Source organism: uncultured Sphingomonas sp. (genome assembly GCF_964021865.1).
GTDB lineage: Bacteria > Pseudomonadota > Alphaproteobacteria > Sphingomonadales > Sphingomonadaceae > Sphingomonas.
The window spans coordinates 1-25,792 of record NZ_CAXIAM010000048.1 but is presented as its reverse complement, the minus strand read 5'-3'; the positions used below and the strand labels follow the sequence as shown (position 1 = coordinate 25,792).

Sequence of the window (25,792 nt, the reverse complement as noted above, 5' to 3'; positions counted from 1 at the left end):
TCCGGCTCGATCCGCTGCGTCCCCTCCACACGCAACGACGTGATCGTGCGCGCGGGCGTCGCCGGCACGGGCGCCCCGCCCGCCTTGGGCTCACCGATCGCGGCAGCCGGGAACAGCATCCCGCTCACCAGCAGCAACGCCGTGCGCCACGACCGGCGCGCCGCCGCCCGCCGCGCGAACGGCGCGCGGCACTCCAGGGCGAGGCTCACTGGAAGGTGGCGTCCGCGGCGATCGCCTTCGAGGGGCTGTGCCCCTGCGCCTCGAGATATTGGTTGAGCGCGGTGACCAGCATCTGCGCGGTCGGGATCGACATCAGCAGCCGCCCGACCACCATGCGCTCGACGCGCGGCTGCGCATGGCTGTGATCGGCGCGCGCGGTTTCCAGCGTGATCCCCACCACCCCGCCGAGATTCGCAAAGCCGCTGACCCCGGTCAGGAACAGCTCGGGCGCGAACGGATTGTCGATGATCGGCACGCCTTCCGCCGCCACGGCCGCCTGGCCAGATGATCGGTCGAGTGTGGGCGCGGTCAGGGTACGCGACGTAAGATACATGACGGAACTCGTGTTGATCGCGGTCGGGGATGCCGCCCCGGCACACTCTCGCACCCACCGATCACGCATATGTCATGATGTTACGCCACGTCTCCGTCGCAGAAATCTGCACGCGCGCTGGCTCGGTAGAGCACCGCGACCGGCCGTCGTCGCTCGCGTCGCGCTCGACGGAAATGCCGCGTCGGTTCCGCGTTGTATCGCGTCATGACCGACAGCCCGCTCGAGGCCCGCCTCGCCTACCATCTCGACCTCACCTTTGCGGAGCGCGAAGCGCTGCGATGGCTGGAGCGGCGCGAGCGCAGCTTTGCGCCCGGCGAGATCGTGGTGCGCGAGGGCGAGGCGACCGACCGGCTGTTCGTCGTCGCCAGCGGCTGGCTGCACGGCTCGGTGATGCTGCCGGACGGGCAACGCCAGATCCTGCGCTTCTACTTCGTCGGCGACGTCACCGCCACGCTGTCGATCGCCTGGGCCCGCAGCGCGGCGACGTTGCAGGCGGTCAGCAACGTCACGCTGTTCGAGATGCCCAAGGAAGTCTTCGGACGCCTGTTCCGCCAGCAGCCGCGGCTCGGCGCGCTGATGTATGCGGTGTCGGTGTCCGAACAGGTCGCGATGGCCGACCGGCTAACCTCGGTCGGGCGCACCGACGGGGTGACGCGGATCGCGACCTTGCTGCTCGACATCCGCTCGCGGCTGCGCGTGATCGACGGTGTCGACGGCGCATCGTTCGCGCTGCCGCTGACGCAGCGGGATTTGGGCGACGCGGTGGGGCTGACCAAGACGCACGTCAACCGCTCGCTCAAGGTGCTGGAGGAAACCGGGCTGGTGGTGCGCGACGGGCGGATGATCCGCATCACCGATGTCGAGCGGCTGAGCGCGATGGTCGGCTTCAACGACCGTCACGGCGAGATCGCGACCGACTGGCTGCCCCCGCCGGGCGTGCAGCGCGCGGTGCTGGAAACGCAGGAATTGACCTAAGTCACCAATCTCGCATCGGAAAGTGATCCATGTGCCATCGGCGTGAGCATTTTGCGCGATCGGCCGAAAATCGCTGAACCGCGCCCGCCTGCCTGGCTTTGACGCTCCACGGACGGCTCGTTCCGGGCCGCGGGTGGGGATTGCAGGACATGGCAGAACGGCTGGGCGTGGCGATCGTGGGAGTGGGCGGCGCCGTCGCCACCACGGCGATCGCGGGCATCGAGATGATCAAGGCGGGATCGAACACGCTCGACGGGCTGCCGCTCGCCGACCGCGACGTCGCCGGCATGGTCGCCTATCGCGACATCGAGTTCGGCGGCTGGGACCTTGCCGACGACACGCTGGGGGCCTGCGCGCTGCGGCATGGCGTGATCGGCGAGAAGGAACTGGCCGACGGCGCCGCCGCGCTCAACACGATGCGCCCGTGGAAGGCGGCGGGCAGCACCGGTTATTGCGCGAACATCGACGGGCGCAACAAGCTGACCGGCGGGCATCGCGGCGCGGTGGCGCAGATCCAGGACGATCTCCGCCGCTTCCGCGCGGAGCGCAACCTCGACCGCGTCGTCGTCGTCAACCTCGCCTCGACCGAGCGCGTGCCCACCGCCGGTGACGCCGCCCTGCAGTCGCGCGAGGCGTTCGAACGCGGGCTGGACAGCGACGATGCGGCGATCAGCCCGGCGATGCTCTATGCCTATGCCGCGATCGACGCCGACACGCCCTATGCGAACTTCACGCCATCGGTCGCGGCCGACATCGCGCCGCTCGCCGAATTCGCCGCCGAGCGCAACGTCCCCGTCGCCGGCAAGGACGGCAAGACCGGGCAAACGTTCATGAAGACGGTGATCGCGCCCGCGCTGCGCGACCGCGCGCTGCACGTCGACGGCTGGTTCTCCACCAACATCCTCGGCAATTCGGACGGGCTCGCGCTCGATGACCCGAAATCGCTGCAATCGAAGCTTGGCACCAAGGGCAGCGTCCTCAACCAGATCCTCGGCTACCCGGTCGAGGATCACATCGTCATGATCCATTATTATCGTCCGCGCGGCGACGACAAGGAAGCATGGGACAACATCGACCTGACCGGCTTCATGGGTCAGAAGATGCAGTTGAAGCTCAATTTCCTGTGCAAGGATTCGATCCTCGCCGCCCCGCTCGCGATCGAGATCGCGCGCTGCCTCGACCTGGCGCAGCAACGCGGCGAAGGCGGCGTGCAGGAGCAGATGGGCGTCTTCTTCAAACTGCCGCAGACCGCCGGCGGGCGCGAGCCGGTCCACGGCTTTCCCGAGCAGCAACTGATCCTCGATCGCTGGCTGGACGACTCCCGCTCGTGATCGCGACGGGACTGTCCCCGGCCGCGCTCCCGTTCTTGCGCGAGCTGGGCGACCTGAAGCGGATCCGCTCCGCCGCGGCGCCCGGTTCGATCGCGGAGCGGCTGTTTGCGTACGGCTGGGCCGCGCTGGTGCGCGGCGAGGCGGCTGACGCGGTGATGGCGCGCGTCGTCGCGGCGGCGATCGTCGCCGCGCGGCTCGGCGACCTCGATCTCGCCACGCTGCACGCGCTGGGGCTGGGCGAGGATGCCGTCGTGGTTCTCGAACGCGCCTTCGACGAACTGACCCCCGATCTGCCCGCGCATTTGCGCACGCGCCTGCGCGCCGCGCTCGCGCTCGGTCGTCCCGAGTCCGGCGCGACCCCGCCGTTCGTCGATGCGCTCGCCCGGCAACCGCGCGCCGGGGTCACCTGCCCCGGCCGCGCGCGCATCATGCTGCAACCCCCGGAGAACCACGCGGAACATTGCCTGATGGTCGCCGTGTACGGCGTGTTGGCAAGCGCGTGGCAGGATGCGGACCCGGTGCCGGTGTTCCTCGCCGGCATGGCGCATCACCTGCACAATGCCGACATGCCCGACAGCGGCTATTCGGGCGAGATGCTGCTCGGCGCGCGGCTGGACGTTGCGATCGCACACGCCCGCGCGGCGGCGCTCGCCCAGCTCGACCCGCCCCTTGCCGCACAGATCGAACGCGCGCTGGCGCCGATCGCGGGCGATACCACGCCGGAGGCGCGCGCCTTCCACATCGCCGACGTGCTCGATCGCGTGCTGGAGATCGAACAGCATGGCCGCGCAGCGCAGCTTTCGATGGCGGTCGTGCTGGGCGACTACGGCCTGGTCCATGACGGCCCGGTCAAGCCGTTCCACGATCGCATCCTTGCCGATGCGGGGCTGGCATGACCCGCGCATGGCTGTCACCGCTGACCGGCCGTCCGCTGGTCCACGACACGCCCCACTCGCTGGCTGCGCCTGGCGAGCGCTGGCCGGTGGTCGACGGCATCCCCTATCTGCGTACCGACAGCGAGGGGCTGGTCGCGGTCGCGCTCGACCATCTCGACGCCGGCTGCCCCGACGATGCGCTGGTTGCGCTCCTAACCGATCAGGACGCCTGGTGGACGGGTCCCGCCACCAGCCTTCCCGAGCTGAAGCGGCTGGTGCGGCTGCGCGACACGCTTACCTTGCGCGACGCGATGGCGCTGCTGCGCATGGGGCCGGTTGCCGACTATTTCGCCTATCGCTGGAGCGACCCGACCTATCTGGCCGGGCTGGCGCTGTTGACCGCCTATGACACGGCGCCTGCCACCGCTTTCGAGCTGGCGTGCGGGATCGGCCATTACCTGCGCGAACTGACGCGCCGCGGTGTGGCATGCCTCGGCGCCGACGTGGTGTTCGCCAAATGCTGGCTGGCGAAACACTGGATCGCGCCCGCTGCCGAATTCGTGGTGTTCGATGCCGCGGCGCGCTGGCCGGTCGCTGCGCGGCGCTTCGATCTCGTGATGTGTCACGACGCCTTCTACTTTCTGCCCGATCAGCCGCGCATCGCCGAGCGGCTACGCGCCGCGACCGCACCGGGCGGGGTGCTGGCGATCAGCCACCTGCACAACGCCGGTGTCGCGGGCGGCGCAAAGGGGCCGGCGCACACCGCCGACGAGTGGCGCGCACTGTTCCCCACGGCACGCGTTCATGACGAACGCGCGCTGCTCGACGCGCTCGTCATGCGCGGCATCCCTGCCGACACTGACTGGCGCGACGATCCGGCGATCGAGGCCTGGTCGCTGGTCGAGGGGCGGGACGAAGCGCGCACCGTCGATGGCGGGGTCGCGATCCCCCCCGCCGGCGCTGCCCTGCGCCGCAACCCGCTGCTCGACGACGCTGGCGCAGTGCGCTGGCCGTCGCCGCGCTACCGCGACGAATATGCGGCCGGCTGCTTGTTCGCCCGGTCCGACACCCCCGCTCTTGCCGACGACATCCGCCTGCGCCGCGTCGTCGACCTTCCGGAACGCTGGTGATGCGCTGGGGGATCGTTGGCTGGGGCTGGGTCGCGCGCGATTACATGGCGCGCGGCATCGCCGCGGCGGGCGGGCGGGTGAGCGCGGTCGTGGACCGCTCATCCAATGCGCGCGCGGCGGCAACAGCCGAAGGGATCGCCACGTTCGACACGGTCGAGGCGATGCTGGCGGCCGGCGCGTGCGACCTCGTCTATGTCGCGACCCCGAATGACGCGCACCTCGCGCCGGTGCGCGCCTGCGCCGCGACGGGCGTACCGGTGCTGTGCGAGAAACCGATCGCCGCGACGCTCGCCGATGCCGAGGCGATGGCGCAGGCGGTTGCCGGCACGCTCTACGGCACCGCTTTCGATCAGCGCCATCATCCCGCGCACCGTGCGTTGGCGCGGGCACTGGCCGACGATGCGATCGGCCGCGCGGTCGCGGTGCGGATCGTCTATGCCTGCTGGGTCGGGCCCGCCTGGGCGGCCGACAATTGGCGCGCCGATCCGGCGCGCGCGGGCGGCGGCGCGGTGATCGACCTCGCGCTCCACGGCCTCGACCTCACGCAATATCTGCTGGCCGCGCCGTTGATCGATCTGTCGATCATGCTGCAGCGGCGCATCCACGATTATGCGGTCGACGACGGCGGGATGCTGACCGCGCGCACCGCCGACGGCGTGCTGATGCAGGCGCATGTCGCGTATAATTGCGCCGAGGTGCTGCCACGCCGCCGGCTTGAGGTGCTGGGCGAGCGCGGGCTGCTGGTCGCGACCGACACGATGGGGCAGACCGCCGGCGGCACCCTGATGCGCCGCTGCGGCGAAAGCGGTGCGGAGACGCCCCTGCCCTTCGACGCGACGCTGTCGCCCTTCACCGCGCAGGCCGCCGCCTTCATGCACGCGGCGCGCGGGGGTGCGCACGAATTCTCGATGTCGCGCGATCTGGCGCTGATGCGCCTGTTCGATCGCGCCTATACGGAGGCGCGCCGATGCCGCTGAGCTGGTTCGCCTGCGCGCACTGCGGCTTCTGGCAGCAGCATTTCGCGCCGCCCGACTGCCCGGTATGCACCGACGTGCGCAACGATTTGCCGGGGGACGGCTGGCGCTTCCTGCCCGAGGCGCAGGTCGCCGCGACGCACGACGGCGACATGCGGGAGGTCGCGCCGGGGTTGTGGGCGTTCACCACCACGCCCGCGCTCGGGCTTGCCGGCACCGGCTGGCTGATCGTACGCGACGGCGGCAATATCGCGTTCGAGGCCGCGCCTTATTATTCCCCGGCGATGCTGGCGCGGATCGCGGCGCTGGGCGGCATCCGCTTCCTCGCCGCCAGCCATGCGCACGGCTATGGCGCGCTGTTCCAGCTTCAGCGCGAATTCGCGCCCCCGCTCGTCGCGATCCAGCGACTCGATTTGCGCATGACCAAGGCGTTCCGCGTCACCACGCCGTTCGACGACCGGCTCGATCTCGCCCCCGGCTACACACTCCACCATGTCGGCGGCCATTACGAGGGGCAGGCGTGCCTACATGACGCTCCCGGCCGCCGGCTGTTCTGCGGCGACATGTTCAAGATCGATCAGGATGCCGCCGGCCGCTCCCGTGCGATCTCCAGCCACAAGGCCTTTCACAAGGACATTCCGCTGACCCATCTGGAACTGCGCCAGTATCGCGACACGATCGCCCCGCTCGACTTCGATGCGGTGCTTACCCCGTTTGAATATGCGCCGGAGGTCGGCCGTGCGGTCGCGCTCGCCGCGCTCGACGACGGCCTCTCGCGCGCGCCCGGCGTTCACAGGCTGCCGCTATGAGGTCCGGTCTGCCCGAGGGGCTGGGCTCCGCCGCGCACGCCTATCTGGATGCGTTCCCGAAGGGCGATGTCGTCGCCTTCCCGATCCACCCGCTCGATCGGCTCGGCCTGCCGGTCTGGGTGGTGGCGCTGTTTCCCGAGGATCCGGCGCTGGCCGGGATCATGCCCTACGGCGTCGGCTACGGTGCGACCGACGAGGCGGCGGTGCTGGGCGGGCTGGGCGAGATCGCCGAAATGGTCTGGCCGACGCTGACGCTGGGGCAGCGCGCCAGGACGCGCGGCAGCTACCGCGCGCTGGTCCGGTCGCTCGGCGCGCGCGCCATCGCCGATCCGTTGACCTTGTGCCTTCCCGCCGGCTCGCCCGTCGATCACGACACCGACCTAGACTGGGTCGTCGCGAAGCGCTGGGCCGACGGCGGCGAGGTATTGGTCCCGATCGACCTCGCCGCTTATTCCGCCAAGGAGCTGTCGCCGGGCTATCGCCCGTTCACGACGATCATCTCCAACGGCATGGGCGCCGGTCCCGATCTCGATTGGGCGGTCGGCCACGGGCTGTGCGAGATCCTTCAGCGCGATGGCAACGGACTTGTGTTCCGCGCGCTCGATCGTGGCATCGAAATCGCCGATGTTCATGCCACCGCGGCGCCGTCGACGCGGGTATTTTTGGATCGTTTCGCGGACGCGGGCATTGAAATACTGCCCAAGTTCGCTACCGACCAGTTCGGTCTGCCCAACCTTTATTGCGTCGGGATCGATACCGCTGCGCCCCCCGCCGCCCCGATCATGGTCACCGCGTGCGGCGAGGCGTGCCACGCCGATCGCACCCAGGCGTTCGACAAATGCCTGGCCGAATATGCCGCCAGCCGTGCGCGCAAGGCGTTCGCGCACGGCCCCGTCGACTTGGTCGAGCAGGTTGCGCCCCCGGGCTATGTCGCTCGTTTCATGGCACAATCTGGCGGCGCGGCGAAGTCTGGCGACCCCCGCGCGTTCGCCGCGATGCGTGATTGGACCGCGCGCGACGCCGCCACGCTGCGTGGCTGGCTGGGCGAGTCGATGCTCAGCCGGCGCGGTACGAAGGGCTTTGCCGACCTGCCCACGCAACCCGCTCCCGACGGCCACGCCCGCGCCCGCCTCGCCCGCGCCGCGGTCGAATCCGCCGGCTTCGATATCCTCTACGTCGACATGAGCCCCCCCCACCACCCCGTCACCGTCGTGAAGGTGATCGTGCCCGGCATGGAGGTGGAGACGATGAGCTACTATCGGATTGGCGCGCGCAATACCGAGAAATTACTGGCACTTGACTCCCCCCTGATTCAATTCGGACAGGAGGAAGGTGCCGCGCTGCGTCGCATCCGGATGCCCCGTGCGGACGCCGAACGGCTCGGTCATCCGCTGTTCGATACCGCTGCGGCCGGCCGGCTGGTCGGGCCGCTCTACCCCTTGTACCGCGAACCCGAGGCGCATCACGTCCGCTGGGCGGAGGCACAGGCATGACGCTCCGCTTCGCCTACAACACCAACGGCGCCGCCAATCATCGCCTTGACGATGCGCTGAAATTGATCGCGGACAGCGGCTATGACGGCGTCGCGCTGACCCTCGACCACCACCATCTCGACCCCTTCGCCGCCGATTGGGAGCGCGCGTGCGACCGCATCGCCACGCTGCTCGGCGACCTGCGGCTGGGCAGCGTCATCGAAACCGGCGCGCGCTATCTGCTGGACCCGCGGCGCAAGCACGAACCGACGCTGCTCGCGCCCGAGGCGGAGGGCCGCGCGCGGCGGGTGATGTTCCTCAACCGTGCGCTCGACATCGCCGCGCGGCTGGAAAGCGAGACGGTGTCGTTCTGGGCCGGCGTGCCGCAGGCGCAGGTCGCCCGTGACGATGCATGGCGCTGGCTAGACGAAGGCCTTGCACACGTCCTCGACCATGCCGAGGCGGTGGGCATCGACGCCAGTCTGGAGCCGGAACCGGGCATGCTGGTCGAAACCGTCGCCGATTATGAGGCACTTGCCGCGCGACACCCTCGACTGCGCCTCGCGCTCGACACCGGCCATTGCCTCGTCACGCAGGACATCGACCCCGACGATGCCGTACGCCGCTATGCCGCGCGGCTAGGGACCGTTGCAATCGAGGACATGCAGCGTGGTCAGCATGTCCATCTGCCGTTCGGGGAGGGCGATATGGACGTGCCCGCGGTGCTCGCCGCATTGGACGAGGTCGGCTTCACCCGGCTGGTCTGCGTCGAATTATCGCGCGAGAGCCCACGCGCGCACGCGGCCATTCCGGAGTCGATCGCCTATCTGAAGGCGCTCGGCCGGTGAGGATCTGCTTCGTTTCGCGCCGGTTTTTCCCGGCAATCTCCGGCATGTCGATCTATGCGATTAATCTGCTGCGGCAGTTGGTGGCGCACGGCCACGACGTGGTGATGGTCAGCCAATATTACGGCGATCCCGAACGCGCGCGCGTCTATGGTGGCGGCCCTCCCCCGCCCGTACCGGGCGTACGCGTGGTCGGGTTGGAAGCGCTCGGCGAACAGGACGGCGGCGATTTCGAGCGCGACGTGGATACGATGATCGCCGCCATCGAACGCGAACATGCCGCCGCCCCGTTCGACGTGCTCCACGCGCAATATGGCTATCCGACCGGCTGGGCGACGTTGCTGGCGGCGCGGCGGATCGGCGGATCGGCGTGCCATGTGTCGTGTCTATTCAAGGGGGTGACGGGCATTGGGTGGGGTCATGTTGCGACACGCACCGCACCGCGATGCAGCACGTGCTGAACCATGCCGGGGCGCTGTTGATCGGAGGAGAGAGCTTCGCGCGCGAGGTGCACGAGCGGCTGGGTACCGCGATGGAGCGGTTCACGATCGTGCCGGGCGCGGTTGATACCGATCGCTTTACTCCCGCAGACAGTATGCGCGCCGGGCCTGTGCGGTTGTTTTATCATGGGCGTGTCGATCGGCGGAAGGGCGTGCTCGACATGATCGAGGCGCTGCCGACGGTCGCCGGAGAGTGGCGGTGCACCATTTCGGGGATCGGTCCCGACCTGGATGCGGCGCGCGCGTTGACCGAAGAACGCGGGCTGGGCGCGCGAGTGACGTTCAGTGGTTATGCCGATTACGACGACGTTCCAGCACTTTATCGCGATCACGACGTGTTCGTTTCGCCGACCTATGCCGAGGGATTTTCCAACACGATCCTGGAGGCGATGGCGAGCGGGCAGGCGGTGCTTTCGTGCGAGGCGGTGGGGGTGGTCGATTGCCTGCGCGACGGGGAAAATGGCCTGCTGGTGAGACCCGGCGACGTGCCTGCGCTGGCCAAGTCGTTGACACGACTGGTGAATGATGCGGCGCTGCGCGAACGGCTGGGAGCGACGGCACTGGAGGAATGTCGGCGGGTATACAGCTGGCATGCGGTGGGCGCCCAGATCATCGGTGTCTATCGGTCGCTGCTCGGCAGCGTTCCGTGCCGCGAGTTCGCCCAGAATATCCCCGTCGAATCGTGCCGGTACCGCGCAGAGCCGCATCTGCTATGAAAAAGATCGTCGCGGTGTCGCCGCATCTCGACGACGCCGCGTTTTCGGTCGGCGGGCTGTTGGCGGCGCATGCGCGCGCCGGGGATCAGGTGACGATCATCACCTGCTTCACCGGCAACGTTGCACGACCGGGCGGGTTCGCGCTTGCCTGCCAGCTGGACAAGGGGCTGCCGGCCGAGGTCGATTACATGGCGCTGCGCCGCGCCGAGGATCGCGCCGCTTGCGCGGTGATCGGGGCGGAGGCAATTCATCTGCCGCTGCTCGAGGCACCGCATCGCGGCTACAGCAGCGCGCCGGCGCTGTTCGCGACGCGGCGCGAGGACGATGCGATGCTCGCGCCGTTGACCGATGCGCTCGCCACCCAGATCACGGCGTTGGTACCCGACCTGCTGCTGGGACCGCGCGCAATCGGGGATCATGTCGATCATTGGCTGGTGCGCGACGCATTGGCCGCGACCGGGCATCCGATGTTGCTATGGGAGGATTGGCCGTATCTGACGCGCGCGGCGGCCGTGCTGGAGCGCCCCGCCCTCACGCACCGCCTGTCCGATGCCGATCGCGAGGCGCGGCGCGCGATGTGTGCGGCTTACGCCACGCAAATCGGCTTTCAGTTCGGATCGGCCGCCGCGCTGGATGCAGCGATCAACCGCATCGTCGAGGAACGGCTGTACCATCCGGCTTGTCAGCGGGGTCGACACCGCGAATTTGTCTGCGGAAGCTGATATCAATGGGGGCGAATTGGCACCCGCAGTTCAAATGCCTTGGATCCTGCGGGAGGCGGGATGAAGAGCCCACCGATGGAGGCCATCAGCCGTTTTGCCAATCCCAAACCGAGCCCCTCACTACCCGCCACCGCAGCAGTGAATGGACGTCCGTTGTCTTCGACAACGATGACGACGTCGCCACCGGCATTCCTGCCGATCGTTACCCGAATAACCCCGCCTCCGTCTTCAAACGCATGCTTGATCGCGTTCGTGGTCAACTCGTTCACGACGAGCCCGAGCGTGGCGGTGTGCGCTGCGGATAGTTCGCGCGCCTCGTAGCGGGCCTCCAACGAGATCAGGATCGATCGAAGTTCCGCCTGCGGCTGCAGCGCCTCGCAAACCTGCCGCAATGCCGCTTCGAGGCTAAGCGTCCGCTCTCGATGCTGCGCGCTACGCGCTCGCGCCAGGATGGCGACGCGTTCCATCACATCGGCAAGCGCCTCACGCGTTTCATCATGAACAGCCCGCCTGCTCTGAAGCGCCAACAGGCCAACGACGAGTTGGAGGTCGTTGCAGCACCGGTGGTTCGTCTCCCGGAGCAGCAAATCGTCGCTTTGAGCGGCGGGACGAAGCGCGAGCCCCGTCATAGATAAGCTGCTTGCCATTTGGCTCGGCTCCCCATGCTGATCATTACGCCGGGCAGTGGCGCTCGTCGATTGACCAAGCTGCGGCGATCACCGATGGGATTTTTCGTAGGCATCCGCCGCCCTCAACCTGGATGCGACGAGAGCATGGTCCCGCAATGTACCACATCGCTGCGAGACTGCGAGGATCGGACTGAGCATAGGGTCTGCGCCATCGACTTCACCCCCGTAGATGATGCCATCGTTCTACAGGGAGGCGACCGGCTCGGGATCAGGACGATACCTACGTAGTTTTCCGAAGTTTTCGAAGCTCTTGCCTTGGCGGCGCAACCCCAGCAGCCAGCGCGATTTGCAGCAATTCGGTCAGGTTGCTCGCGTTGAGGCGGTTCATGACCTGAGCCCGGTGTAGCTCAACCGTGCGCGGGCTGATGCCAAGCTTCTGAGCGATCGATTTGTTGGTGCCACCCTCGACGAGACCCATGAGGACCTCACGCTCCCGAGGCGTCAATCTCGCCAGCCGAGCGCCGGCATTCTCGTTGCGTGTTGTCGGCCGAACCGCGCCATGACAATCAGCCATCGTGGTCGTGAGCTTGGCGCGGAGCGACGCCTCATCCTGCACGATCACGTAATCAATGGCGCCTGCCTTCATTGCGGCGACAGCGGCCGCCACGTCGCCGCCAGGAGCGTCCAGGCAGATCGTCGGCAAGGCGACTGATCGCGCTTTCAGCTCACGCGGTACCGAGAGGCCCTCCTCTCTCGACTTGCGAAGATCGACCAGTACGCAGCCGGGGGCAAGTATCGGGGCCAGATCGAGGATCGCCGCGGCGCTCTCAAAAATCCGGGCGCGATAACCAAGCCCCCGAACAAGAGCTGCCAGTCTGCGTGCCTCCACGGCCTTGCCGCCGACGATGTAAACCTGACGAACGTCCTCCTGGGTCAGATCCTCAGTGATTCCGCCAATCCGTGTTACCGCGCCACCGTCCTGAGGGATCGGGAAGCTCGTATCGCGAAGCCAGCGTATGGTACCATCGGACGGCCGGACAATGCGATATTCAAACTGCGCGACCTCTCCGGCGCCGACGCTGGCGAGAGCGTGTTCGACTTGCTGCCGATCGTCGGCATGCACGTCCTTGATCCACTCGGTGAGCGCGTCGGGAGCTTGCTCGCAGGGCACGCCCCAGATCCGCTCGTAAGCGGCGCTACGATAAACGATTACACCTTCGGCAAGGTCAGCGATCCAGATCAGGTTGCTGCTATGCTCCGCGAAACCCTGAAACTGTGCCTCGCTCGCTCGGACTGCCGCTTCATTTCGGCGTTGCGCCGTGACGTCGATTGCCGCCCCGATGAAGCTGACGGCACGCCCGTGCGCAAAACGTGTCTGCCCCGAGGTCGCGATGTGCCGGACAATACCGTCATCCCGGCCGATCACCCGATATTCTATGCCGTAACGGCCGTCCCCGGCCGGATCGATGCAAGCGGCTATAGCCCGTCGCACGCCGGCCCGATCGTCCGGATGTATGCCGCCTTCGTAGACGTCCAGATCAACTTTGGCACCAGGGGGCAGGCCCCACATCGCGCGCAGACGGTCGTCCCAGTCGAGCGCCCCGGTTGTCGGGTCCCACGAATAGATGGCCAGACCAACCAGATCGCTGGCGGCCCGAAGACGCTCCTCGCTTTTCCTGACCGCCTCCTCGAGCGCACGGCGTTCGCTTGTATCGCGCGACACGCCAACGACCAGCTCGACGGCACCGTCCGCCGCGAAAACCGGGCCCCAGACGAAGTTGAAATAGGCCGCGTATCCGGTCGGGCTACGAAAGAAGACCTCGTCTTCAGCAGTGGAACCATCGGCGAAAATCTGATCGAGATGACCGTCGAGCTTGTCCGCAAGGTCTCGCGGATAATCGAGATCGCCAAACGTCTTGCCTAGCAGTTTGTTGTCGGCAAACCCGAACAGAGAAAGCATCGCCGGGTTTGCATATGCAAAACGATGTTGACGGTCGAAGGCGTACACAAGGTCGGGAATAGATGATAACGTCGTCTCGAAGAACCGTGACCGGCTGGCAAGTACCGCGCCGGCGGCCTCTATACGCTCGGCGGCGCGCTTGAGGTCGTCGACATCTTGGACGACAACGATAGCCTCGTTGGCTTCCTCATCCTCACGACGAAAGGGAACTGCGCTGACCCGCATCCAACGTTGCGCAGTTTCCGAAGTCTCATAAAGGAAATCGACCCCGGGCACTACTATTTCGCCGCGCAGTGCGCGCGCACCTGGATAGCGGTCGGGCGGAATGGATACGTTATTGGCATCGTAGCCATGCCAACGCCGTGAAGACGCCGGTTCTCGCGATGGAAGGTGCGTCAGGCCGACGTAGTCGCGCAGCCGCTGATTGGAATGAACGAGTTCGCCACGCTGGTCGTATACGCCGACGCCAAGCGGCAGGTTTTCCAGCAATGATGCGAGCAGTGCCTGCTGATCACGAAGCGCCCGTTCTGCTTGCTTGCGAACGGTTATATCGGTCGTGAACGTCGCTGCACCAATCAGCGCACCCGTGCTGTCTGTAAGCGTGAATGCCGACCAGCGGACCTCGGTTTCCTTTGACGCATTGCTGAAGTGTCGGAATCGCAACTCTCCCTGCCAATGCCCGTCGCGTAGCAGCGTCGGAAGGGCGACAGCCTCCACGATCGCTCGGTCTTCAGGCGTGAAAAAGTCCGTCATGGCGTAATCGGCGATGTCCGCCTCGGCCGAGAGGCCCACCATGTCGCGTCCTGCGGCGTTCAAGAAGTAGGGGCGGAACCCCGCATCGCATAGACTGACGAAGGTCGTGGCCTGACGGACCACCAGCGACGCAATTGCGGCGAAGGCAGTGTCATTGTGGTTAAGCGCCACCGATGTTGGCGTGACATCCGTCATCGCGCCGACCCTCCACATAAGCTGCCGACTTCGCGGCAACGGTCTGAAACCTGGGGATGTTCCGTAGGGATCGCCCGCATGCCGGAACAATGCCGGCCGCCGTAGCCAAGCCTCGCAACCCGAGGAGACACGCATGAAAGCGCTGGTTTGGCACGGCAAGGAGGACATCCGTTACGACACGGTCTCCGACCCCGAGATCGAGCATCCCCGCGATGCGATCATCAAGGTAACGAGCTGCGCGATCTGCGGCTCCGATCTCCACCTCTTCCACAACCTCGTTCCCGCGATGCTGCCCGGCGACATCATGGGCCATGAAACGATGGGCGAGGTCGTCGAGGTCGGCAGCACCGCCAAGGGCAAGCTCAAGAAGGGCGATCGCGTCGTCATCCCCTTCACTATCGTCTGCGGCGAGTGCGACCAATGCCGGCGCGGCAACTTCTCGGTGTGCGAGCGGACCAACCGCAAGAAGGAATTGGGCGACAAGGCGTTCGGCCACGCGACCGCCGGCCTGTTCGGCTACACTCACCTCACGGGCGGCTATCCGGGCGGGCAGGCCGAATATCTTCGCGTGCCGTTCGCCGACACCACCCACGTCAAGGTGCCCGATGGCATCGACGACGAAAAACTATTGTTCCTGTCCGACATTCTACCGACCGGCTGGCAGGCAGCGGTTCAGGCCGACATCCAACCGGGCGACACGGTGGCGGTGTGGGGTTGCGGCCCGGTGGGTCAGATGACGATCCGCTCGGCCATCCTGCTGGGTGCCGAGCAGGTTGTAGCGATCGATTGCCTACCCGAGCGGCTGTCGATGGCCGCGGCCGCCGGTGCGATCACGATCAACTTCGAAGAAGAGAGTGTCGTCGAACGGCTCAACGCGCTGACCGGCGGCAAGGGCCCGCACAAGTGCATCGATGCGGTCGGCACGGAAAGCCATGTCAGCGTCGGCCAGCCCGACACGATCCTGGACCGCGCCAAGCAGATGCTGATGGCGGAGAACGATCGTCCGCATGTGCTGCGCGAAATGATCTACGTCTGCCGCCCCGCCGGCGTCATCTCGATCATCGGCGTCTATCTCGGTCTGATTGACAAGATCCCGATGGGCCAGGCGATGAACAAGGGCCTGACCTTTCGCATGGCGCAGGCGCATGTGCCGCGCTGGACCGGCGACCTGCTGCGGCGGATCGAGGACGGGCAGATCGACCCCTCGTTCGTCATCACCCACAAGGTCGATCTTTCCCAGGGCCCCGAAATGTATCGGACCTTCCGCGACAAGGCCGACGGCTGCGTCAAGGTGATGCTCCGGCCCTGAACCAACCTACGCAGATGAGGTGCCTCTCATGCCGCTTACCAATCTTACCGGGATCGCCCGCTCGGAAGGCGACCCCAGCATCGAACGCAAGGGACCAAGCTCGCTGACAGCTCCGGATCGACTGGCCCGCGCGCTAGGCTGGTTCTCAGTCGGCCTCGGTCTCGCCGAACTGATCGCGCCGGGGCAGATCGCGCGGACGCTCGGGCTAAAGGGAAAGGAAGGTCTGATCCGGAGCTATGGCGCGCGCGAACTGGCGAGTGCCGTACCCACCCTCTCGATCGACAAGCCGATCGGGCTAGCAGCACGGATCGGTGGCGACGGGCTCGACCTTGCCACTTTGGCGACGGCGCTCCACCGCGACAATCCCAAGCGCCACAATGCCGCGATCGCCACCGCGCTGGTCGCGGGGATCACCCTTCTCGATCTGGTCGCCTACAGCGGCGTGAAGGCTGCGCATCGCCGCGATCCCGCCAGCGACCGGGACTATTCGGATCGCAGCGGCCTGCCGCGCGGCGGGCAAGCCTCTCGCGGCCTCGCCCGCAAGGACTTTGAGACACCGGCCGACTATCGTGCGAAGGGCAGGCTTGCCGACGCGCTGCCCGCTCTTCCCTCCTGATCACGGCGGAGGCGCGGTCGATGACGATCGAACAGGGGATCGGAATGGCATTGATGATGCTGTTCCTCGCCGACATTTTCCTCACCGTTCTGTACGCCAGGGCCGGCACCGGTCTGCTCGCGCCCTACTGGAACCGCGCTGTCTGGGCCTCGCTCCGCTTGCTGGCCAGCATATCCGGCAAGCGGGGCGGGACGATCCTGTCGCTTGCTGGGCCGCTGATCATCATCCTCCTGATCGGCTTCTGGTCGTTGGGGCTTACGGTGGGGGCGGCACTGGTCATCCAACCCGAACTTGGCACCGCGATCCGACCGTCGACCGGCAGCACGCCGACCGACTTCGTCACTGCCCTGATGGTCGCTGGCAACAGCCTGTCGATCGTCGGGGGCGGCGACGACACCCCCCACACGAGCGCCACACGCCTGCTGTTCCTGCTCAACTCGCTAATCGGCGCATCCGTGCTGTCGTTGGTGCTGAGCTACCTTGTCCAGGTCTACTCTGCGCTCCGCGAGCGCAACGCGCTGGCGCTGGCGGTCGACCTCATGACGGACGGTACCGGAGACGCCGCTGAGGCGCTTGCCCGGCTCCTGCCAGGCGGTGACGGCAGCAGCGCGACAAGCGAGATCGGCAACCTCGCTCGCAGCCTCGCCGCGATCAAGGAAGCGCATCATTTTTATCCGCTGTTGTTCTACTTCCGCTTCGACGAGCCGCGCTATTCTGTATCGCGGTTGAGCTTCGTCATCCTCGATCTGACATCCCTGATCGACAGCGCGCTCGACCGTGGCAAGTACGCCTCACTCATCGACTCGACGTCGCTGACGTCGCTTCGCCGGGCCGGGCTGCTATTGCTGCAAACACTCGACCGGAAGTTTGCAAGCGTCGAACGTCGGTCCGGTGGCGCCGAAGACGAATGGCGGTACCGACAGAGCTACGGCGCCGCGGTCCGCACGCTCACCAACGCCGGGATCACGGCCCGGCCAGGCGGCGTCGAGCGATACGTCACCAACCGCCGTGCGTGGGAGCCGCTGATCCGCCACGTAGCACCGGCACTCGGCGATGCCATGAACCAAATCGACCGGCGTAAGCCGGCCCCCACCCACGAGCTACCCGCACAGCAGGCTTAAGGAGGTTGTGACGATGAATGATCAACGAGAGGTACCGGTGGTCAAGGCACTGTTCGTCAGGCTTGTTACCAAGGATGGCAAAGGTGACGAGGTCGAGGCATTCCTGCGCGACGGTCTTGCAGCCGTAATGGAGGAACCCGACACGACAACGTGGTACGCCGTGCGTTTCGGCGTCCACGACTTCGCGATCTTCGACACGTTCACAGGCAATACGGGACGTCTCGCACATCTGGCCGGCAAGGTCGGGCGTGCCCTGATCGCACGCACCCCCGAGTTGCTGGACGGTCTTCCAAAGATCGAACACGCCGAAGTGCTTGCTTATAAGCTGCCGGGCGACAGCGGACAGGTGAACGCATGACGGCGCTGCGCATCAGGTCGCGGCCAACGACCATAAAGCAGCGATAATCTTGCGCTTCGGCGCGCGAAACCATTGAACCAGATTGCTCGCGCCTCGTTGAGAAGGCCGAGGCGAACCGGTGCGTTGGCGATGGTCGCCGACGCCTGCATCGCTGTTCGCGGGGGCACATGGCCGAGCTGACGTTGCACGAGCTATCGCGAAAGATGGCGAAGCTGGATTTCGCCATGTTGGCCACGCGATCATCCGCCGGCGCACTTACCGCGCGGCCAATGAGCAACAACGGCGATGTCGAATACCAGGGCGACAGCTACTTCTTCGCCTACAACGACTCGCGTAAGGTTTTCGACATCCGTGATGACGCTGCGGTGACGCTGAGCTACACCGGTGCCGCCGGGATGCTCGGCGGCCCGCCGCTCTTCGTCGCGGTTGAGGGACAGGCCGCGCTGATCGAGGACAAGGCGCAATTCGAGGCGCATTGGACCAAGGACCTCGACCGCTATTTCCCGAACGGCGTCGACACCCCCGGCATCGTCATGATCGTCGTGCGAGCGGATCGCATCCGCTATTGGGATGGCGGCGACGAAGGCGAGATCGCCGCTTGAGCCACGACGCAGGTGCCGACAACGCATCGGCCAACGTCGCGATCTGCGTGCCCGCCCGCGACGAGGCGGCGCGCGTGCCGCGGTTGTTCGAGGGGTTGGATCGGCTCGCGATACCTGGCGATCGGTCGGTGCACGTCTGCCTGCTGCTCGACGGCTGTACCGATCAGAGTGCGGCGATCGTCGCGGCCTATGCGCGTGGTGCCGCGCACCGCGTCCATGTCGCCGAAGCGCCACGATCCGTGCCCAACGCCGGAGTCGCGCGGCATCGCGCGATGATGCTCGGTGTGGCCGCGTTGGGGCCTGAGGGAGGTGTTCTGCTCAGCACCGATGCCGACGGATGGCCCGCGACCGACTGGCTGCATGCTACCCTCGCCGCGCTCCGCCATGCCGAGCTGGTCGCAGGCGACATCGTCCGCAACGGACCGCGCGCCGACGAGCGGCAGGATCGTATCGAGGCGTATTACGCGCGGCTGCACGCGCTACGTCGCCTCGCCGACCCGGTTCCGTGGGAGGCGGCGTCGACGCACCACCACGCCAGCGGCGCCAATGTGGCGCTGCACAGCACCACCTATGCGGCGCTCGGCGGCTTCGCCCCGCTCGCCAGCGGCGAAGATGCGCGGCTGATCGACGACGCCGGGCGTGCCGGGCATCGCGTCCGCCGCGACGCCGCGAGCATTGTCCACACTTCGGCGCGCCGGAACGGGCGTGCGCGCGGCGGCCTCGCCACGGCGCTGCGCGCGCTAGACCGCGACGGGCTGGCAAGCGTTCGCGTCGCGCACCCGCTCGATCAATTGTGGCAATATGAGCGCCACGCGCTCGCGCGCCGCGCCTTCGCCGCGGGCGATCTCGCCTCTTTCACGCCCGCTATCGGGCTGAGCGCGGACCATCTGCTCGGCGTCGCGCGCGATTGCCCCAATGGGGAGGCCTTCGCGATGCGGGTCGTACCCGTTGGCCCGCAGGGAATGCGTCAGGTGCCGCTCCCCTTGGCTGAGCGTACGCTTGCGGCGCTGCTTGCCGACGCAACGGCGGCGCGAGCGGCGTGAGCGGGCTGCGCACCCGCATCGCGGTACTCGACGCCGAACGCGCCACCCTCGACGATCCGCAAGACGAGGCAGCGCTGCTGACGCTGCTGCGCTTGCTCTATCGCGTCGGACGCGAGGACCTCCCGCTCGGCCGGCTCTTTGAAGGGCATGTCGACGCAACGCAGATCGTAACGCGCTACGGCGACCCGGTACAGCGCGCATCGCTTGCGATGGCGGTGCGCGGGGGCGCCGCACTGGGGGTGTGGAACGCCGACCTGCCCGGCGAGCCGCTGCGCCTGGATCACGGCCGTCTGTCGGGCGGGAAGAGCTTCGCCTCGGGCGCCGGACTGCTGTCGCACGCGCTGGTCACCGTCGAGGCGGCAGGCGGGCGCCAGTTGGTGCTGGTCGATCTCGCCGCAGCGCCGCCTTTGATCGATCGCGATGTGTGGCGCGTCGTCGGCATGCAGCGCTCCGAGACGCATGTGGTCCGCTGGACGAACGCGCCCGCGGAGGCGGCGACGATGGTCGGCGCGCCAGGCGACTATGTACGCGAGCCGTGGTTCAGCGGCGGCGCGCTCCGCTTCGCCGCCGTTCAGGCGGGCGGCGTGGCGCGGCTGGTCGATGAGGTGCGCGACCATCTCGTCACGGTGGGCCGTGCGGCGGACCCGCATCAGGCGGGACGCCTGGCGCGGTTGTACGCGCTGGCAGAGCAAGCGGCGGCAGCGGTGCGTCGCGCCGCGGTGGCTTGGTTCGCCGACCAAGACGCGCGCCTGCCGCTCGTTGCCGCGGCGCGCTGCGCGGTCTACGCCGCCGGCGGCGAGGCGCTCGCGCTGGCGCAGGAGGCGGTCGGCGTTCAAGCCTTGTTTGTGGACCACCCGCTCGCGGCGACGATCACCGATCTGGCCATGTACCTGCGCCAACCCGGCCCGGACACGCAGCGGATGCTGGTCGGTGCGGCGGTGGCCGCGGGCGTGCTGAGACCCTGGTTGTGAGAGTGCATATCGGTCGCCCGCGCGCGCTGCTGATCGTGGCCCCGCATCCCGACGACGAGGCGATCGCAGCGCATGCGCTGATCACGCGGCTGGCGCGCCGCGGAACCCGCGTGGCAGTACTGGTGGTGAGCGACGGTGCCGCGTCGCATCCCGACAGCCGCGCCTGGCCACGCGCACGGCTGGTGCGCGAGCGTCGTCGCGAGACACGCCTGGCGATGCGGCGCATCGGCGTCGCCGCCGACGCGGTCGCCTTCCTCGACCTGCCCGACGGGCACCTCGCCGACCACGAAACCGCGGTGTGCCGTGGCATTCGCCGCGCCGTCGACGCGCTGCCCACTCCGCTGCTGGCACTCGCGCCCTTGCCCGTCGACGCGCATCCCGATCACCGCGTCGTCGCTGCGGCGGTGCGACGGAAGCCGGGCGTGCGCTGGTGGCGCTACCCGGTATGGCCTGCCGGGCAGCGGCTGGGCGGTGCGAGAATGATGCCGCTCAGCGCACAGGAGCGGCTCGCGAAGCGCCACGCGATCCGCGGCTATCGCACGCAGGCCGGCCGTATCACCGATGATCCGGGCGGCTTCGCCATGACGGCGCGCCAGATCGCGGCGTTCAGCCGCCCGCGCGAGCTGTTCGCCGTGGCGACCGCGCGATGAGGGCCATCACGCTCGACGGTTTCGAACGCACCTTCGCGGCGGATCCCGATCCTTGGCGCACCTTTTCCGACCACGACGAAGCGGTGAAGCGCGCCGCGATCGTGCACGCGCTCGGTGCCGGCGCGCACGGCCGCGTGCTCGAGCTGGCGTCGGGCAACGGCTCGAACAGCCGCGCGCTCATGAGCCGCGCGCTGCGGCTCGACGCGACCGAAGCGACCGCGGAGGGGACTCGCCTAGTCGCCGCGGCGCTCACGAGCCGAGGCACGCGAGCGCGCGCGATCCGGCTGGCGGTGCCCGGCCGCTTCCCTCGTGCGCAATATGACGCGGTGGTGGTGGCCGAGTTGCTCTACTACCTGACGGCGAGAGCCATGGCGCAGACGGCGCATGACGTCGCCCGTGCGCTCCGCCCTGGCGGCACGCTCGTCCTGGCGCACCACCGGATCGACTTTCATGACTTCGCTCAGCACGCGGCTGAAATCCAGCGGCGCTTTCTGACTCAGACCGGACGACGCTGGCACGTGAGGACCGTACGGCGCACGAAGCGGTGGATCGTTCTGGCCTGTCGCCTTGCCTGAGGTCGGGCGGCGCTCAAATCAGATGGCGACGCTCACATCAATTGGTCCTGCTGACGGCCGGCTAGTGCAGTTGACCTAACTGTGAAATCTGGTTCGCCGGCGCCATCAATAAGCGTTGAAGGTGAACGGGATGCGCAGCGTGGTGCGGACGTCGGCGGCATCGTCGGTGGCGCCGACCTCGACGTTCCAATTCAGCGTCGTCGTGGGCGAGGTGCGATAGCTGACGCCGAACAGCAACCGGCCGATCTGCAGGTCGCGGCTCTCGGCGGTCATCGCGTCGCCGAGTTCCTGTGTGGTTTGGTTGAGGGCGCGGACGCGGGTCTTCGTGCCCAGCGCCCAGGTCTGCGCATAGCCGAAGCTGAGCGAAGTGCGCGGATTCAAGGCGATAGCAATGCCGGCGCTCGCCGAGGGCTGGCTGCCCGGCGCGACGCGCTCGATGAAAGCGGCACCGATCTGGCGGTTGATGGTGCGCGCGAAGTTGTACGTGTAGCCCAAGGTGGCGAACAAAACCGCCGGATCGCTGGGTAGAATTGCGGTCAGGTTCGGTGTCACGCCCCAGAATCCCGCCCCCGTTGCGCCTTTGAGCGCATTGCCGAGCGCATCACGCGGCACACGGAACGGATCGGTGCCGGTTGGTGCCACCGCCTGCACGCCCGCAATCAGATACGGCGCGCCGTTGTTGCCGTCGGTGAATTGGTAGCGGAGCCCGAAGTCGATATCGCCGATGTTCGCGCCGCTGACCGGGCGGTCGAGCTGCCCGGCGTTCGGCTCGGTCGGGTTGGCGACCGGCGCGAGCACCGACTTGTCGGAACGGTAGACGAACGGCAGCCGCCCGTTGATCTCGAGCCGGCTGGTCAGCCCAAGCCGCCCGACCGCGCCGACCGTCAGCACGTCCTGCCGGCTCTGGTTGATGTCGAAGACACCGATCAGCACCGCCTCGGGGATCTGCACGCCGCGGAACACCACCTGGTTGCGGTCGGCACGCGCATATTCGAAATTGACCTCGACAGTCGCGCGGCCCGCCTTGGTGATGATCCCACCCTGTTCGGACAGGACCGCGACCTGCACCTGCCGCTGGTCGGACGGTGCCTCGCCAACGGTCTGCACCTGCGTTCCGGCAGACGGTGGCGCGGGTGGCGGCGACGCGGGGAGCGGCACCCCGCCCGGCGGCAAGGCGGTCTGCGCAACCTGCGTTCCCGTCGCGCCGCCGGACAGCCGCGCCTCCAGCCGGTCGATCCGCGCGCGTTGTTCGTCGAGCGCGCGTTGCTGGCGGTCCAGTTCCTGCCGCTCGACCGCGAGCGTGCGGCGCAGTTCGTCGCGGTCATCCGCCGCCGCCGGGATCGCCGCAGTAGCCGGTGACACCGGCTGCTGCGCCGCGGCCGGCGCCGCGATCAGGCCGAGGGAGAGAAACGCACGGGAAGCCGCAGGTCGCATTGAACATTATCCCCTTTCCACCGTCATTCAGCGCGGACCCGCAGCCTCGGTCGCGATCCGATTGACCAGCAGCATTCCGTTCATCAGCCCGGCGGGCAGCCCGACCAGATTGACGTTGACGGTGCTGACGGTGTCGATGACGCGATCGTTGGCGGTGTTCGAGATGACCGCACCGGTCGCTTGCCCGACCAGATGACGAATCTCGGTGGTCGGCGTCACCAATTGCACCTGGCTGCCGCGGTCGTCGCTGGTCAGCCGGATGTTCCCCGAACTGGCCTCGACCGCCGGGCCGTTAGCGACCACCGGCACCGGGGTCTGCCCCGCCGCGTCGAGCCAACCGGTGGTCGGCCCGGAGACGATGTTGACGCTGCCGGGCGCGCTGGCGACGGGCGCGGTGACCGTGGTGCCGGTCGGCGTCCGCGATACCGAAACGGTTGGCCAGCTCGGGTCGCCGGACTCGACGGTGACGGTGCCGGGTACCTCACTGGGACTGGTCCGGCCATCGGTGAAGACGCGCACGCCCTGCGCCTCGCTCGAGAAGATCGTGTGCAGCGCCAGGACGCCGTCGATGCGCGTCTGAATGTCGATGCCGATCGCGACGTTCAGCCCGTTGGGAAGCATCAGGCCGCCGCGCATCGTCGCCAGTTCGCGATCGGGCACCCGCACTGGGGCGTCGCCGGCGGGCGTATCGGAGGCGGCGGCCAGGGCAGCGGCGATTAGCAACGCGATCGACATGTCAGAACTCTCCCAGACGTGGGCGGGTGAGCGCGAGCTGGGCGCTTTCCAGCGGATCGGCGGGAAGGAACGGCCGCCCGTGCGGTGCGCGCGCCAGATCGGCAGTCATGTTGAAATGCGACTGCCCGGCCGCGTCGCGCCCGCTGATGACGAAGAACACGCCGTTCCATTGCTTCGAGAAGCGGCCGATTGTCTCGCGGCGCAGCCCCAAGGAGGGGTCGCCGAGCAGCAGTGTCTGATCGTCGATCCCCTTTACGACGACGAAATGGCGATAGCCGTCGAAGTCGATCAGCGCGATGCCGGGTACGCGCGCCTGCGCGATCTGCGCGAGGCTGACCTTGAAGCCGTCGGCGGCGATGCCGCGGGCCGCCAGATAGCGTTTCATGTCGAGCAGCGAGAAGCCGAGCCGCCGGATCTGCGCCTGATCGCCGTCGCGGAACATGCCGAGGAACACGCTCTGCTCGTTCTGCGGATCGTCGTAATGGAAGCGCAGCAGCGTGGCGAGCGCCGCGGAGCCGCAGCTGAAATCATATTGCTGCCGCACCACCGTTTCGAAGCGTCGCCCGATCAGGCTGGTCACGGGGACGGCGAAATTGAGCGTGGGCGAGAAGTTGGTGACCGTCCCGCCCTCGGGCAGCGGCATCGCGGTACAGCCGGCGGTCGCCAGCAGCGCGGCCGACAACCACCGGACGAAAGGAACCGAACCGGGCATCGTTACTGGTTGATCGCGACGTTCACGTTCAGCGACGAATTGATGGAAACATTGTTTCCGGTGTTCGCGCTGAGCAACGACAGACCGTTGAGGTTCTGGAAGGAATTGGGGTCGAAGCTGATCGTCCCGGTTTCCGAATGTCCATTCACGCTGTTGCCGCTGACCGTGCTGGTGTTCTGCGCACGGACCACCTGCGACAGATCCGACTGGCCGGTGACCGCACCGAGCTGCGCATTGTCGACCGGCGCCGCGGCCCCGAACGGACTGGCTTGAACCGGCAACGCGGAAGGCGCGGGCGGGACGGACGGCGCGGTCTGCGCCGATGCCGAAACCGGCAAAGCGGCGGCGAGCAGCGCCGGACCGATGAAGAGGATACGCATGTCTCGATCTCCCGATCGATCGAAGAAGAAGGAGGGGTGGTGCCGCCACCCCTCCCCGCTCCTCCGACGTTATTGACCGCCGCCGAGATTGATCGTGCCGGCCGCGACGCTGACATTCACCGCCGAATTCTGCGATGCGCCTGCGCCGGTGTTCATGTTGAGCGACTGCAGCCCGGCGAGGTTCTGGAACGCGCCGTCGCCGGTGGTCAGGCTGTTATTGACCGAGTTGGCCGCGCCGCCCGGGCTCTGGCTATAGTCAACCCGCACGCCGGTGACGTAGCTGGCGAGCGTCGCCGAGGAGACCACCGCGCTGGCCCCGAAGACGTTCGAGGTCGAGGCCGCCCCGGTGCCCGCCGAGGCCATGCCGGTGCTGCGCATCGAGCTGTCGGAATAGCTGGCGTCGCCGTTGGTCGCGACCGAACCGCGGCCCGAGTTGCTGGCGACGTTGCGGCGGTCCGAATTGTCGTTGGTCGACATGTCGCGGCGATCGGTGGCATCGCCGTTGTTCGCTGCGACCTGTGCGCCGCTGGCCGAGCTGGTCCGCGAGCGGTTCGAGTTATCCGAATTGTCGGTGGTCGACTGGTTGCGGCTGTCGGTGGCGGAGCCGCTGCCGTTGTTCGCGACCTGTGCGCCGCTCGCCGAACTGGTCCGCGAGCGGTTCGAGTTGTCCGAATTGTCGGTGGTCGACTGGTTGCGGCTATCGGTGGCGTCGCCGTTGTTCGCTGCGACCTGTGCGCCGCTGGCCGAGCTGGTGCGCGAGCGGTTCGAATTGTCCGAATTGTCGGTGGTCGCCTGATTGCGGCTATCGGTCGCGGAGCCACCGCCGTTGCTCGCGACCTGCGCACCA

The 25,792-nt window shown here is 67.5% G+C and carries 29 protein-coding genes; 20 read left to right on the top strand and 9 right to left on the bottom strand.

Going from position 1 to position 25,792, the window contains the following annotated elements; all coding sequences use genetic code 11:
* Positions 1 to 209, bottom strand: a 209-nt coding sequence (locus AADI75_RS12435; RefSeq protein WP_341209338.1) for a hypothetical protein, incomplete at its 3' end; no start/stop codon positions are given.
* Complete coding sequence (locus AADI75_RS12430; RefSeq protein ID WP_341209337.1) at positions 206 to 553, bottom strand: hypothetical protein; 348 nt, start codon at positions 551 to 553, stop codon at positions 206 to 208. The genes AADI75_RS12435 and AADI75_RS12430, both read right to left, overlap by 4 nt.
* Before the next feature lie 204 nt (positions 554 to 757).
* On the opposite strand from AADI75_RS12430, the gene AADI75_RS12425 reads away from it, so the two are divergent.
* From AADI75_RS12425 to AADI75_RS12375, 11 genes are all read left to right on the top strand, one after another.
* A complete protein-coding gene (locus AADI75_RS12425) occupies positions 758 to 1,528 on the top strand; it encodes a Crp/Fnr family transcriptional regulator (RefSeq protein ID WP_341209336.1) in 771 nt (256 codons plus the stop codon).
* Positions 1,529 to 1,677: 149 nt separating this feature from the next.
* Complete coding sequence (locus tag AADI75_RS12420; RefSeq protein WP_341209335.1) at positions 1,678 to 2,859, top strand: inositol-3-phosphate synthase; 1,182 nt, start codon at positions 1,678 to 1,680, stop codon at positions 2,857 to 2,859.
* The gene (locus AADI75_RS12415) at positions 2,856 to 3,755 is read left to right on the top strand and encodes a hypothetical protein (protein WP_341209334.1); all 900 of its coding nucleotides are present in this window, start codon (positions 2,856 to 2,858) and stop codon (positions 3,753 to 3,755) included. Before AADI75_RS12420 ends, AADI75_RS12415 begins: the two co-directional genes overlap by 4 nt.
* Positions 3,752 to 4,864 (top strand): methyltransferase domain-containing protein, encoded by a 1,113-nt coding sequence (locus AADI75_RS12410; RefSeq protein WP_341209333.1) that lies wholly within the window; start codon positions 3,752 to 3,754, stop codon positions 4,862 to 4,864. Before AADI75_RS12415 ends, AADI75_RS12410 begins: the two co-directional genes overlap by 4 nt.
* Complete coding sequence (locus tag AADI75_RS12405; protein WP_341209332.1) at positions 4,864 to 5,841, top strand: Gfo/Idh/MocA family oxidoreductase; 978 nt, start codon at positions 4,864 to 4,866, stop codon at positions 5,839 to 5,841. Before AADI75_RS12410 ends, AADI75_RS12405 begins: the two co-directional genes overlap by 1 nt.
* Positions 5,832 to 6,647, top strand: a complete 816-nt coding sequence (locus tag AADI75_RS12400; protein ID WP_341209331.1) for a hypothetical protein — start codon at positions 5,832 to 5,834, stop codon at positions 6,645 to 6,647. The genes AADI75_RS12405 and AADI75_RS12400 overlap by 10 nt, the downstream gene beginning before the upstream one ends.
* Positions 6,644 to 8,140: a YcaO-like family protein gene (locus AADI75_RS12395; RefSeq protein WP_341209330.1), complete on the top strand. Its 1,497-nt coding sequence runs from the start codon at positions 6,644 to 6,646 to the stop codon at positions 8,138 to 8,140. The genes AADI75_RS12400 and AADI75_RS12395 overlap by 4 nt, the downstream gene beginning before the upstream one ends.
* Entirely contained in the window at positions 8,137 to 8,967 is an 831-nt protein-coding gene (locus tag AADI75_RS12390) for a sugar phosphate isomerase/epimerase family protein (RefSeq protein ID WP_341209329.1), read from the top strand. The genes AADI75_RS12395 and AADI75_RS12390 overlap by 4 nt, the downstream gene beginning before the upstream one ends.
* A 44-nt stretch (positions 8,968 to 9,011) precedes the next feature.
* On the top strand, positions 9,012 to 9,425 hold the full coding sequence (locus tag AADI75_RS12385; protein WP_341209328.1) for a glycosyltransferase: 414 nt from the start codon (positions 9,012 to 9,014) through the stop codon (positions 9,423 to 9,425).
* A complete protein-coding gene (locus tag AADI75_RS12380; protein WP_341209327.1) occupies positions 9,410 to 10,180 on the top strand; it encodes a glycosyltransferase family 4 protein in 771 nt (256 codons plus the stop codon). Before AADI75_RS12385 ends, AADI75_RS12380 begins: the two co-directional genes overlap by 16 nt.
* Positions 10,177 to 10,902: a PIG-L family deacetylase gene (locus tag AADI75_RS12375; protein ID WP_341209326.1), complete on the top strand. Its 726-nt coding sequence runs from the start codon at positions 10,177 to 10,179 to the stop codon at positions 10,900 to 10,902. The genes AADI75_RS12380 and AADI75_RS12375 overlap by 4 nt, the downstream gene beginning before the upstream one ends.
* Positions 10,903 to 10,904: 2 nt before the next feature.
* On the opposite strand, the gene AADI75_RS12370 is transcribed toward AADI75_RS12375, so the two are convergent.
* The gene (locus AADI75_RS12370; protein WP_341209325.1) at positions 10,905 to 11,531 is read right to left on the bottom strand and encodes a sensor histidine kinase; all 627 of its coding nucleotides are present in this window, start codon (positions 11,529 to 11,531) and stop codon (positions 10,905 to 10,907) included.
* A gap of 280 nt (positions 11,532 to 11,811) precedes the next feature.
* Positions 11,812 to 14,439, bottom strand: a complete 2,628-nt coding sequence (locus tag AADI75_RS12365) for a PAS domain S-box protein (RefSeq protein ID WP_341209324.1) — start codon at positions 14,437 to 14,439, stop codon at positions 11,812 to 11,814.
* Positions 14,440 to 14,572: 133 nt separating this feature from the next.
* Here AADI75_RS12365 and AADI75_RS12360 point away from each other — a divergent pair, with 133 nt between their 5' ends.
* The 9 genes from AADI75_RS12360 to AADI75_RS12320 all read left to right on the top strand — a co-directional run bounded on the left by AADI75_RS12360 (position 14,573) and on the right by AADI75_RS12320 (position 21,684).
* Positions 14,573 to 15,748, top strand: a complete 1,176-nt coding sequence (locus AADI75_RS12360) for a zinc-dependent alcohol dehydrogenase (RefSeq protein ID WP_341209323.1) — start codon at positions 14,573 to 14,575, stop codon at positions 15,746 to 15,748.
* Between the two features lie 28 nt (positions 15,749 to 15,776).
* A complete protein-coding gene (locus tag AADI75_RS12355) occupies positions 15,777 to 16,364 on the top strand; it encodes a hypothetical protein (protein WP_341209322.1) in 588 nt (195 codons plus the stop codon).
* A gap of 20 nt (positions 16,365 to 16,384) precedes the next feature.
* Positions 16,385 to 17,485: a hypothetical protein gene (locus tag AADI75_RS12350; protein WP_341209321.1), complete on the top strand. Its 1,101-nt coding sequence runs from the start codon at positions 16,385 to 16,387 to the stop codon at positions 17,483 to 17,485.
* A gap of 13 nt (positions 17,486 to 17,498) precedes the next feature.
* Positions 17,499 to 17,843, top strand: a complete 345-nt coding sequence (locus AADI75_RS12345) for an antibiotic biosynthesis monooxygenase (protein WP_341209320.1) — start codon at positions 17,499 to 17,501, stop codon at positions 17,841 to 17,843.
* Positions 17,844 to 18,010: 167 nt separating this feature from the next.
* On the top strand, positions 18,011 to 18,445 hold the full coding sequence (locus tag AADI75_RS12340) for a pyridoxamine 5'-phosphate oxidase family protein (RefSeq protein ID WP_341209319.1): 435 nt from the start codon (positions 18,011 to 18,013) through the stop codon (positions 18,443 to 18,445).
* Positions 18,442 to 19,488 carry a glycosyltransferase gene (locus tag AADI75_RS12335; protein ID WP_341209318.1) on the top strand — a complete coding sequence of 349 codons (1,047 nt, stop codon included), beginning with the start codon at positions 18,442 to 18,444 and terminating at the stop codon, positions 19,486 to 19,488. The genes AADI75_RS12340 and AADI75_RS12335 overlap by 4 nt, the downstream gene beginning before the upstream one ends.
* Entirely contained in the window at positions 19,485 to 20,459 is a 975-nt protein-coding gene (locus AADI75_RS12330; RefSeq protein WP_341209317.1) for an acyl-CoA dehydrogenase, read from the top strand. The genes AADI75_RS12335 and AADI75_RS12330 overlap by 4 nt, the downstream gene beginning before the upstream one ends.
* A 2-nt stretch (positions 20,460 to 20,461) precedes the next feature.
* On the top strand, positions 20,462 to 21,109 hold the full coding sequence (locus AADI75_RS12325) for a PIG-L family deacetylase (protein ID WP_341209316.1): 648 nt from the start codon (positions 20,462 to 20,464) through the stop codon (positions 21,107 to 21,109).
* Positions 21,106 to 21,684 (top strand): class I SAM-dependent methyltransferase, encoded by a 579-nt coding sequence (locus AADI75_RS12320; protein ID WP_341209315.1) that lies wholly within the window; start codon positions 21,106 to 21,108, stop codon positions 21,682 to 21,684. The genes AADI75_RS12325 and AADI75_RS12320 overlap by 4 nt, the downstream gene beginning before the upstream one ends.
* 105 nt (positions 21,685 to 21,789) lie before the next feature.
* On the opposite strand, the gene AADI75_RS12315 is transcribed toward AADI75_RS12320, so the two are convergent.
* From AADI75_RS12315 to AADI75_RS12295, 5 genes are all read right to left on the bottom strand, one after another.
* A complete protein-coding gene (locus tag AADI75_RS12315; protein ID WP_341209314.1) occupies positions 21,790 to 23,118 on the bottom strand; it encodes a hypothetical protein in 1,329 nt (442 codons plus the stop codon).
* A 27-nt stretch (positions 23,119 to 23,145) separates the two neighbouring features.
* Complete coding sequence (locus AADI75_RS12310; RefSeq protein ID WP_341209313.1) at positions 23,146 to 23,853, bottom strand: hypothetical protein; 708 nt, start codon at positions 23,851 to 23,853, stop codon at positions 23,146 to 23,148.
* Between the two features lies 1 nt (position 23,854).
* Positions 23,855 to 24,565 carry a C39 family peptidase gene (locus AADI75_RS12305; protein WP_341209312.1) on the bottom strand — a complete coding sequence of 237 codons (711 nt, stop codon included), beginning with the start codon at positions 24,563 to 24,565 and terminating at the stop codon, positions 23,855 to 23,857.
* A 2-nt stretch (positions 24,566 to 24,567) separates the two neighbouring features.
* On the bottom strand, positions 24,568 to 24,945 hold the full coding sequence (locus AADI75_RS12300; RefSeq protein ID WP_341209311.1) for a hypothetical protein: 378 nt from the start codon (positions 24,943 to 24,945) through the stop codon (positions 24,568 to 24,570).
* Between the two features lie 69 nt (positions 24,946 to 25,014).
* Positions 25,015 to 25,792, bottom strand: a 778-nt coding sequence (locus tag AADI75_RS12295; protein WP_341209310.1) for a hypothetical protein, incomplete at its 5' end; no start/stop codon positions are given.

Excerpts from the sequence above, each read along its gene's own strand:
- AADI75_RS12430 (WP_341209337.1), bottom strand. The coding sequence starts at position 553 with ATGTATCTTACGTCGCGTACCCTGACCGCGCCCACACTCGACCGATCA.
- AADI75_RS12425 (WP_341209336.1), top strand. The coding sequence starts at position 758 with ATGACCGACAGCCCGCTCGAGGCCCGCCTCGCCTACCATCTCGACCTC.
- AADI75_RS12420 (WP_341209335.1), top strand. The coding sequence starts at position 1,678 with ATGGCAGAACGGCTGGGCGTGGCGATCGTGGGAGTGGGCGGCGCCGTC.
- AADI75_RS12410 (WP_341209333.1), top strand. The coding sequence starts at position 3,752 with ATGACCCGCGCATGGCTGTCACCGCTGACCGGCCGTCCGCTGGTCCAC.
- AADI75_RS12405 (WP_341209332.1), top strand. The coding sequence starts at position 4,864 with ATGCGCTGGGGGATCGTTGGCTGGGGCTGGGTCGCGCGCGATTACATG.
- AADI75_RS12400 (WP_341209331.1), top strand. The coding sequence starts at position 5,832 with ATGCCGCTGAGCTGGTTCGCCTGCGCGCACTGCGGCTTCTGGCAGCAG.
- AADI75_RS12395 (WP_341209330.1), top strand. The coding sequence starts at position 6,644 with ATGAGGTCCGGTCTGCCCGAGGGGCTGGGCTCCGCCGCGCACGCCTAT.
- AADI75_RS12390 (WP_341209329.1), top strand. The coding sequence starts at position 8,137 with ATGACGCTCCGCTTCGCCTACAACACCAACGGCGCCGCCAATCATCGC.
- AADI75_RS12385 (WP_341209328.1), top strand. The coding sequence starts at position 9,012 with ATGTCGATCTATGCGATTAATCTGCTGCGGCAGTTGGTGGCGCACGGC.
- AADI75_RS12380 (WP_341209327.1), top strand. The coding sequence starts at position 9,410 with ATGCAGCACGTGCTGAACCATGCCGGGGCGCTGTTGATCGGAGGAGAG.
- AADI75_RS12375 (WP_341209326.1), top strand. The coding sequence starts at position 10,177 with ATGAAAAAGATCGTCGCGGTGTCGCCGCATCTCGACGACGCCGCGTTT.
- AADI75_RS12370 (WP_341209325.1), bottom strand. The coding sequence starts at position 11,531 with ATGACGGGGCTCGCGCTTCGTCCCGCCGCTCAAAGCGACGATTTGCTG.
- AADI75_RS12365 (WP_341209324.1), bottom strand. The coding sequence starts at position 14,439 with ATGACGGATGTCACGCCAACATCGGTGGCGCTTAACCACAATGACACT.
- AADI75_RS12360 (WP_341209323.1), top strand. The coding sequence starts at position 14,573 with ATGAAAGCGCTGGTTTGGCACGGCAAGGAGGACATCCGTTACGACACG.
- AADI75_RS12355 (WP_341209322.1), top strand. The coding sequence starts at position 15,777 with ATGCCGCTTACCAATCTTACCGGGATCGCCCGCTCGGAAGGCGACCCC.
- AADI75_RS12350 (WP_341209321.1), top strand. The coding sequence starts at position 16,385 with ATGACGATCGAACAGGGGATCGGAATGGCATTGATGATGCTGTTCCTC.
- AADI75_RS12345 (WP_341209320.1), top strand. The coding sequence starts at position 17,499 with ATGAATGATCAACGAGAGGTACCGGTGGTCAAGGCACTGTTCGTCAGG.
- AADI75_RS12340 (WP_341209319.1), top strand. The coding sequence starts at position 18,011 with ATGGCCGAGCTGACGTTGCACGAGCTATCGCGAAAGATGGCGAAGCTG.
- AADI75_RS12320 (WP_341209315.1), top strand. The coding sequence starts at position 21,106 with ATGAGGGCCATCACGCTCGACGGTTTCGAACGCACCTTCGCGGCGGAT.
- AADI75_RS12315 (WP_341209314.1), bottom strand. The coding sequence starts at position 23,118 with ATGCGACCTGCGGCTTCCCGTGCGTTTCTCTCCCTCGGCCTGATCGCG.
- AADI75_RS12310 (WP_341209313.1), bottom strand. The coding sequence starts at position 23,853 with ATGTCGATCGCGTTGCTAATCGCCGCTGCCCTGGCCGCCGCCTCCGAT.
- AADI75_RS12305 (WP_341209312.1), bottom strand. The coding sequence starts at position 24,565 with ATGCCCGGTTCGGTTCCTTTCGTCCGGTGGTTGTCGGCCGCGCTGCTG.
- AADI75_RS12300 (WP_341209311.1), bottom strand. The coding sequence starts at position 24,945 with ATGCGTATCCTCTTCATCGGTCCGGCGCTGCTCGCCGCCGCTTTGCCG.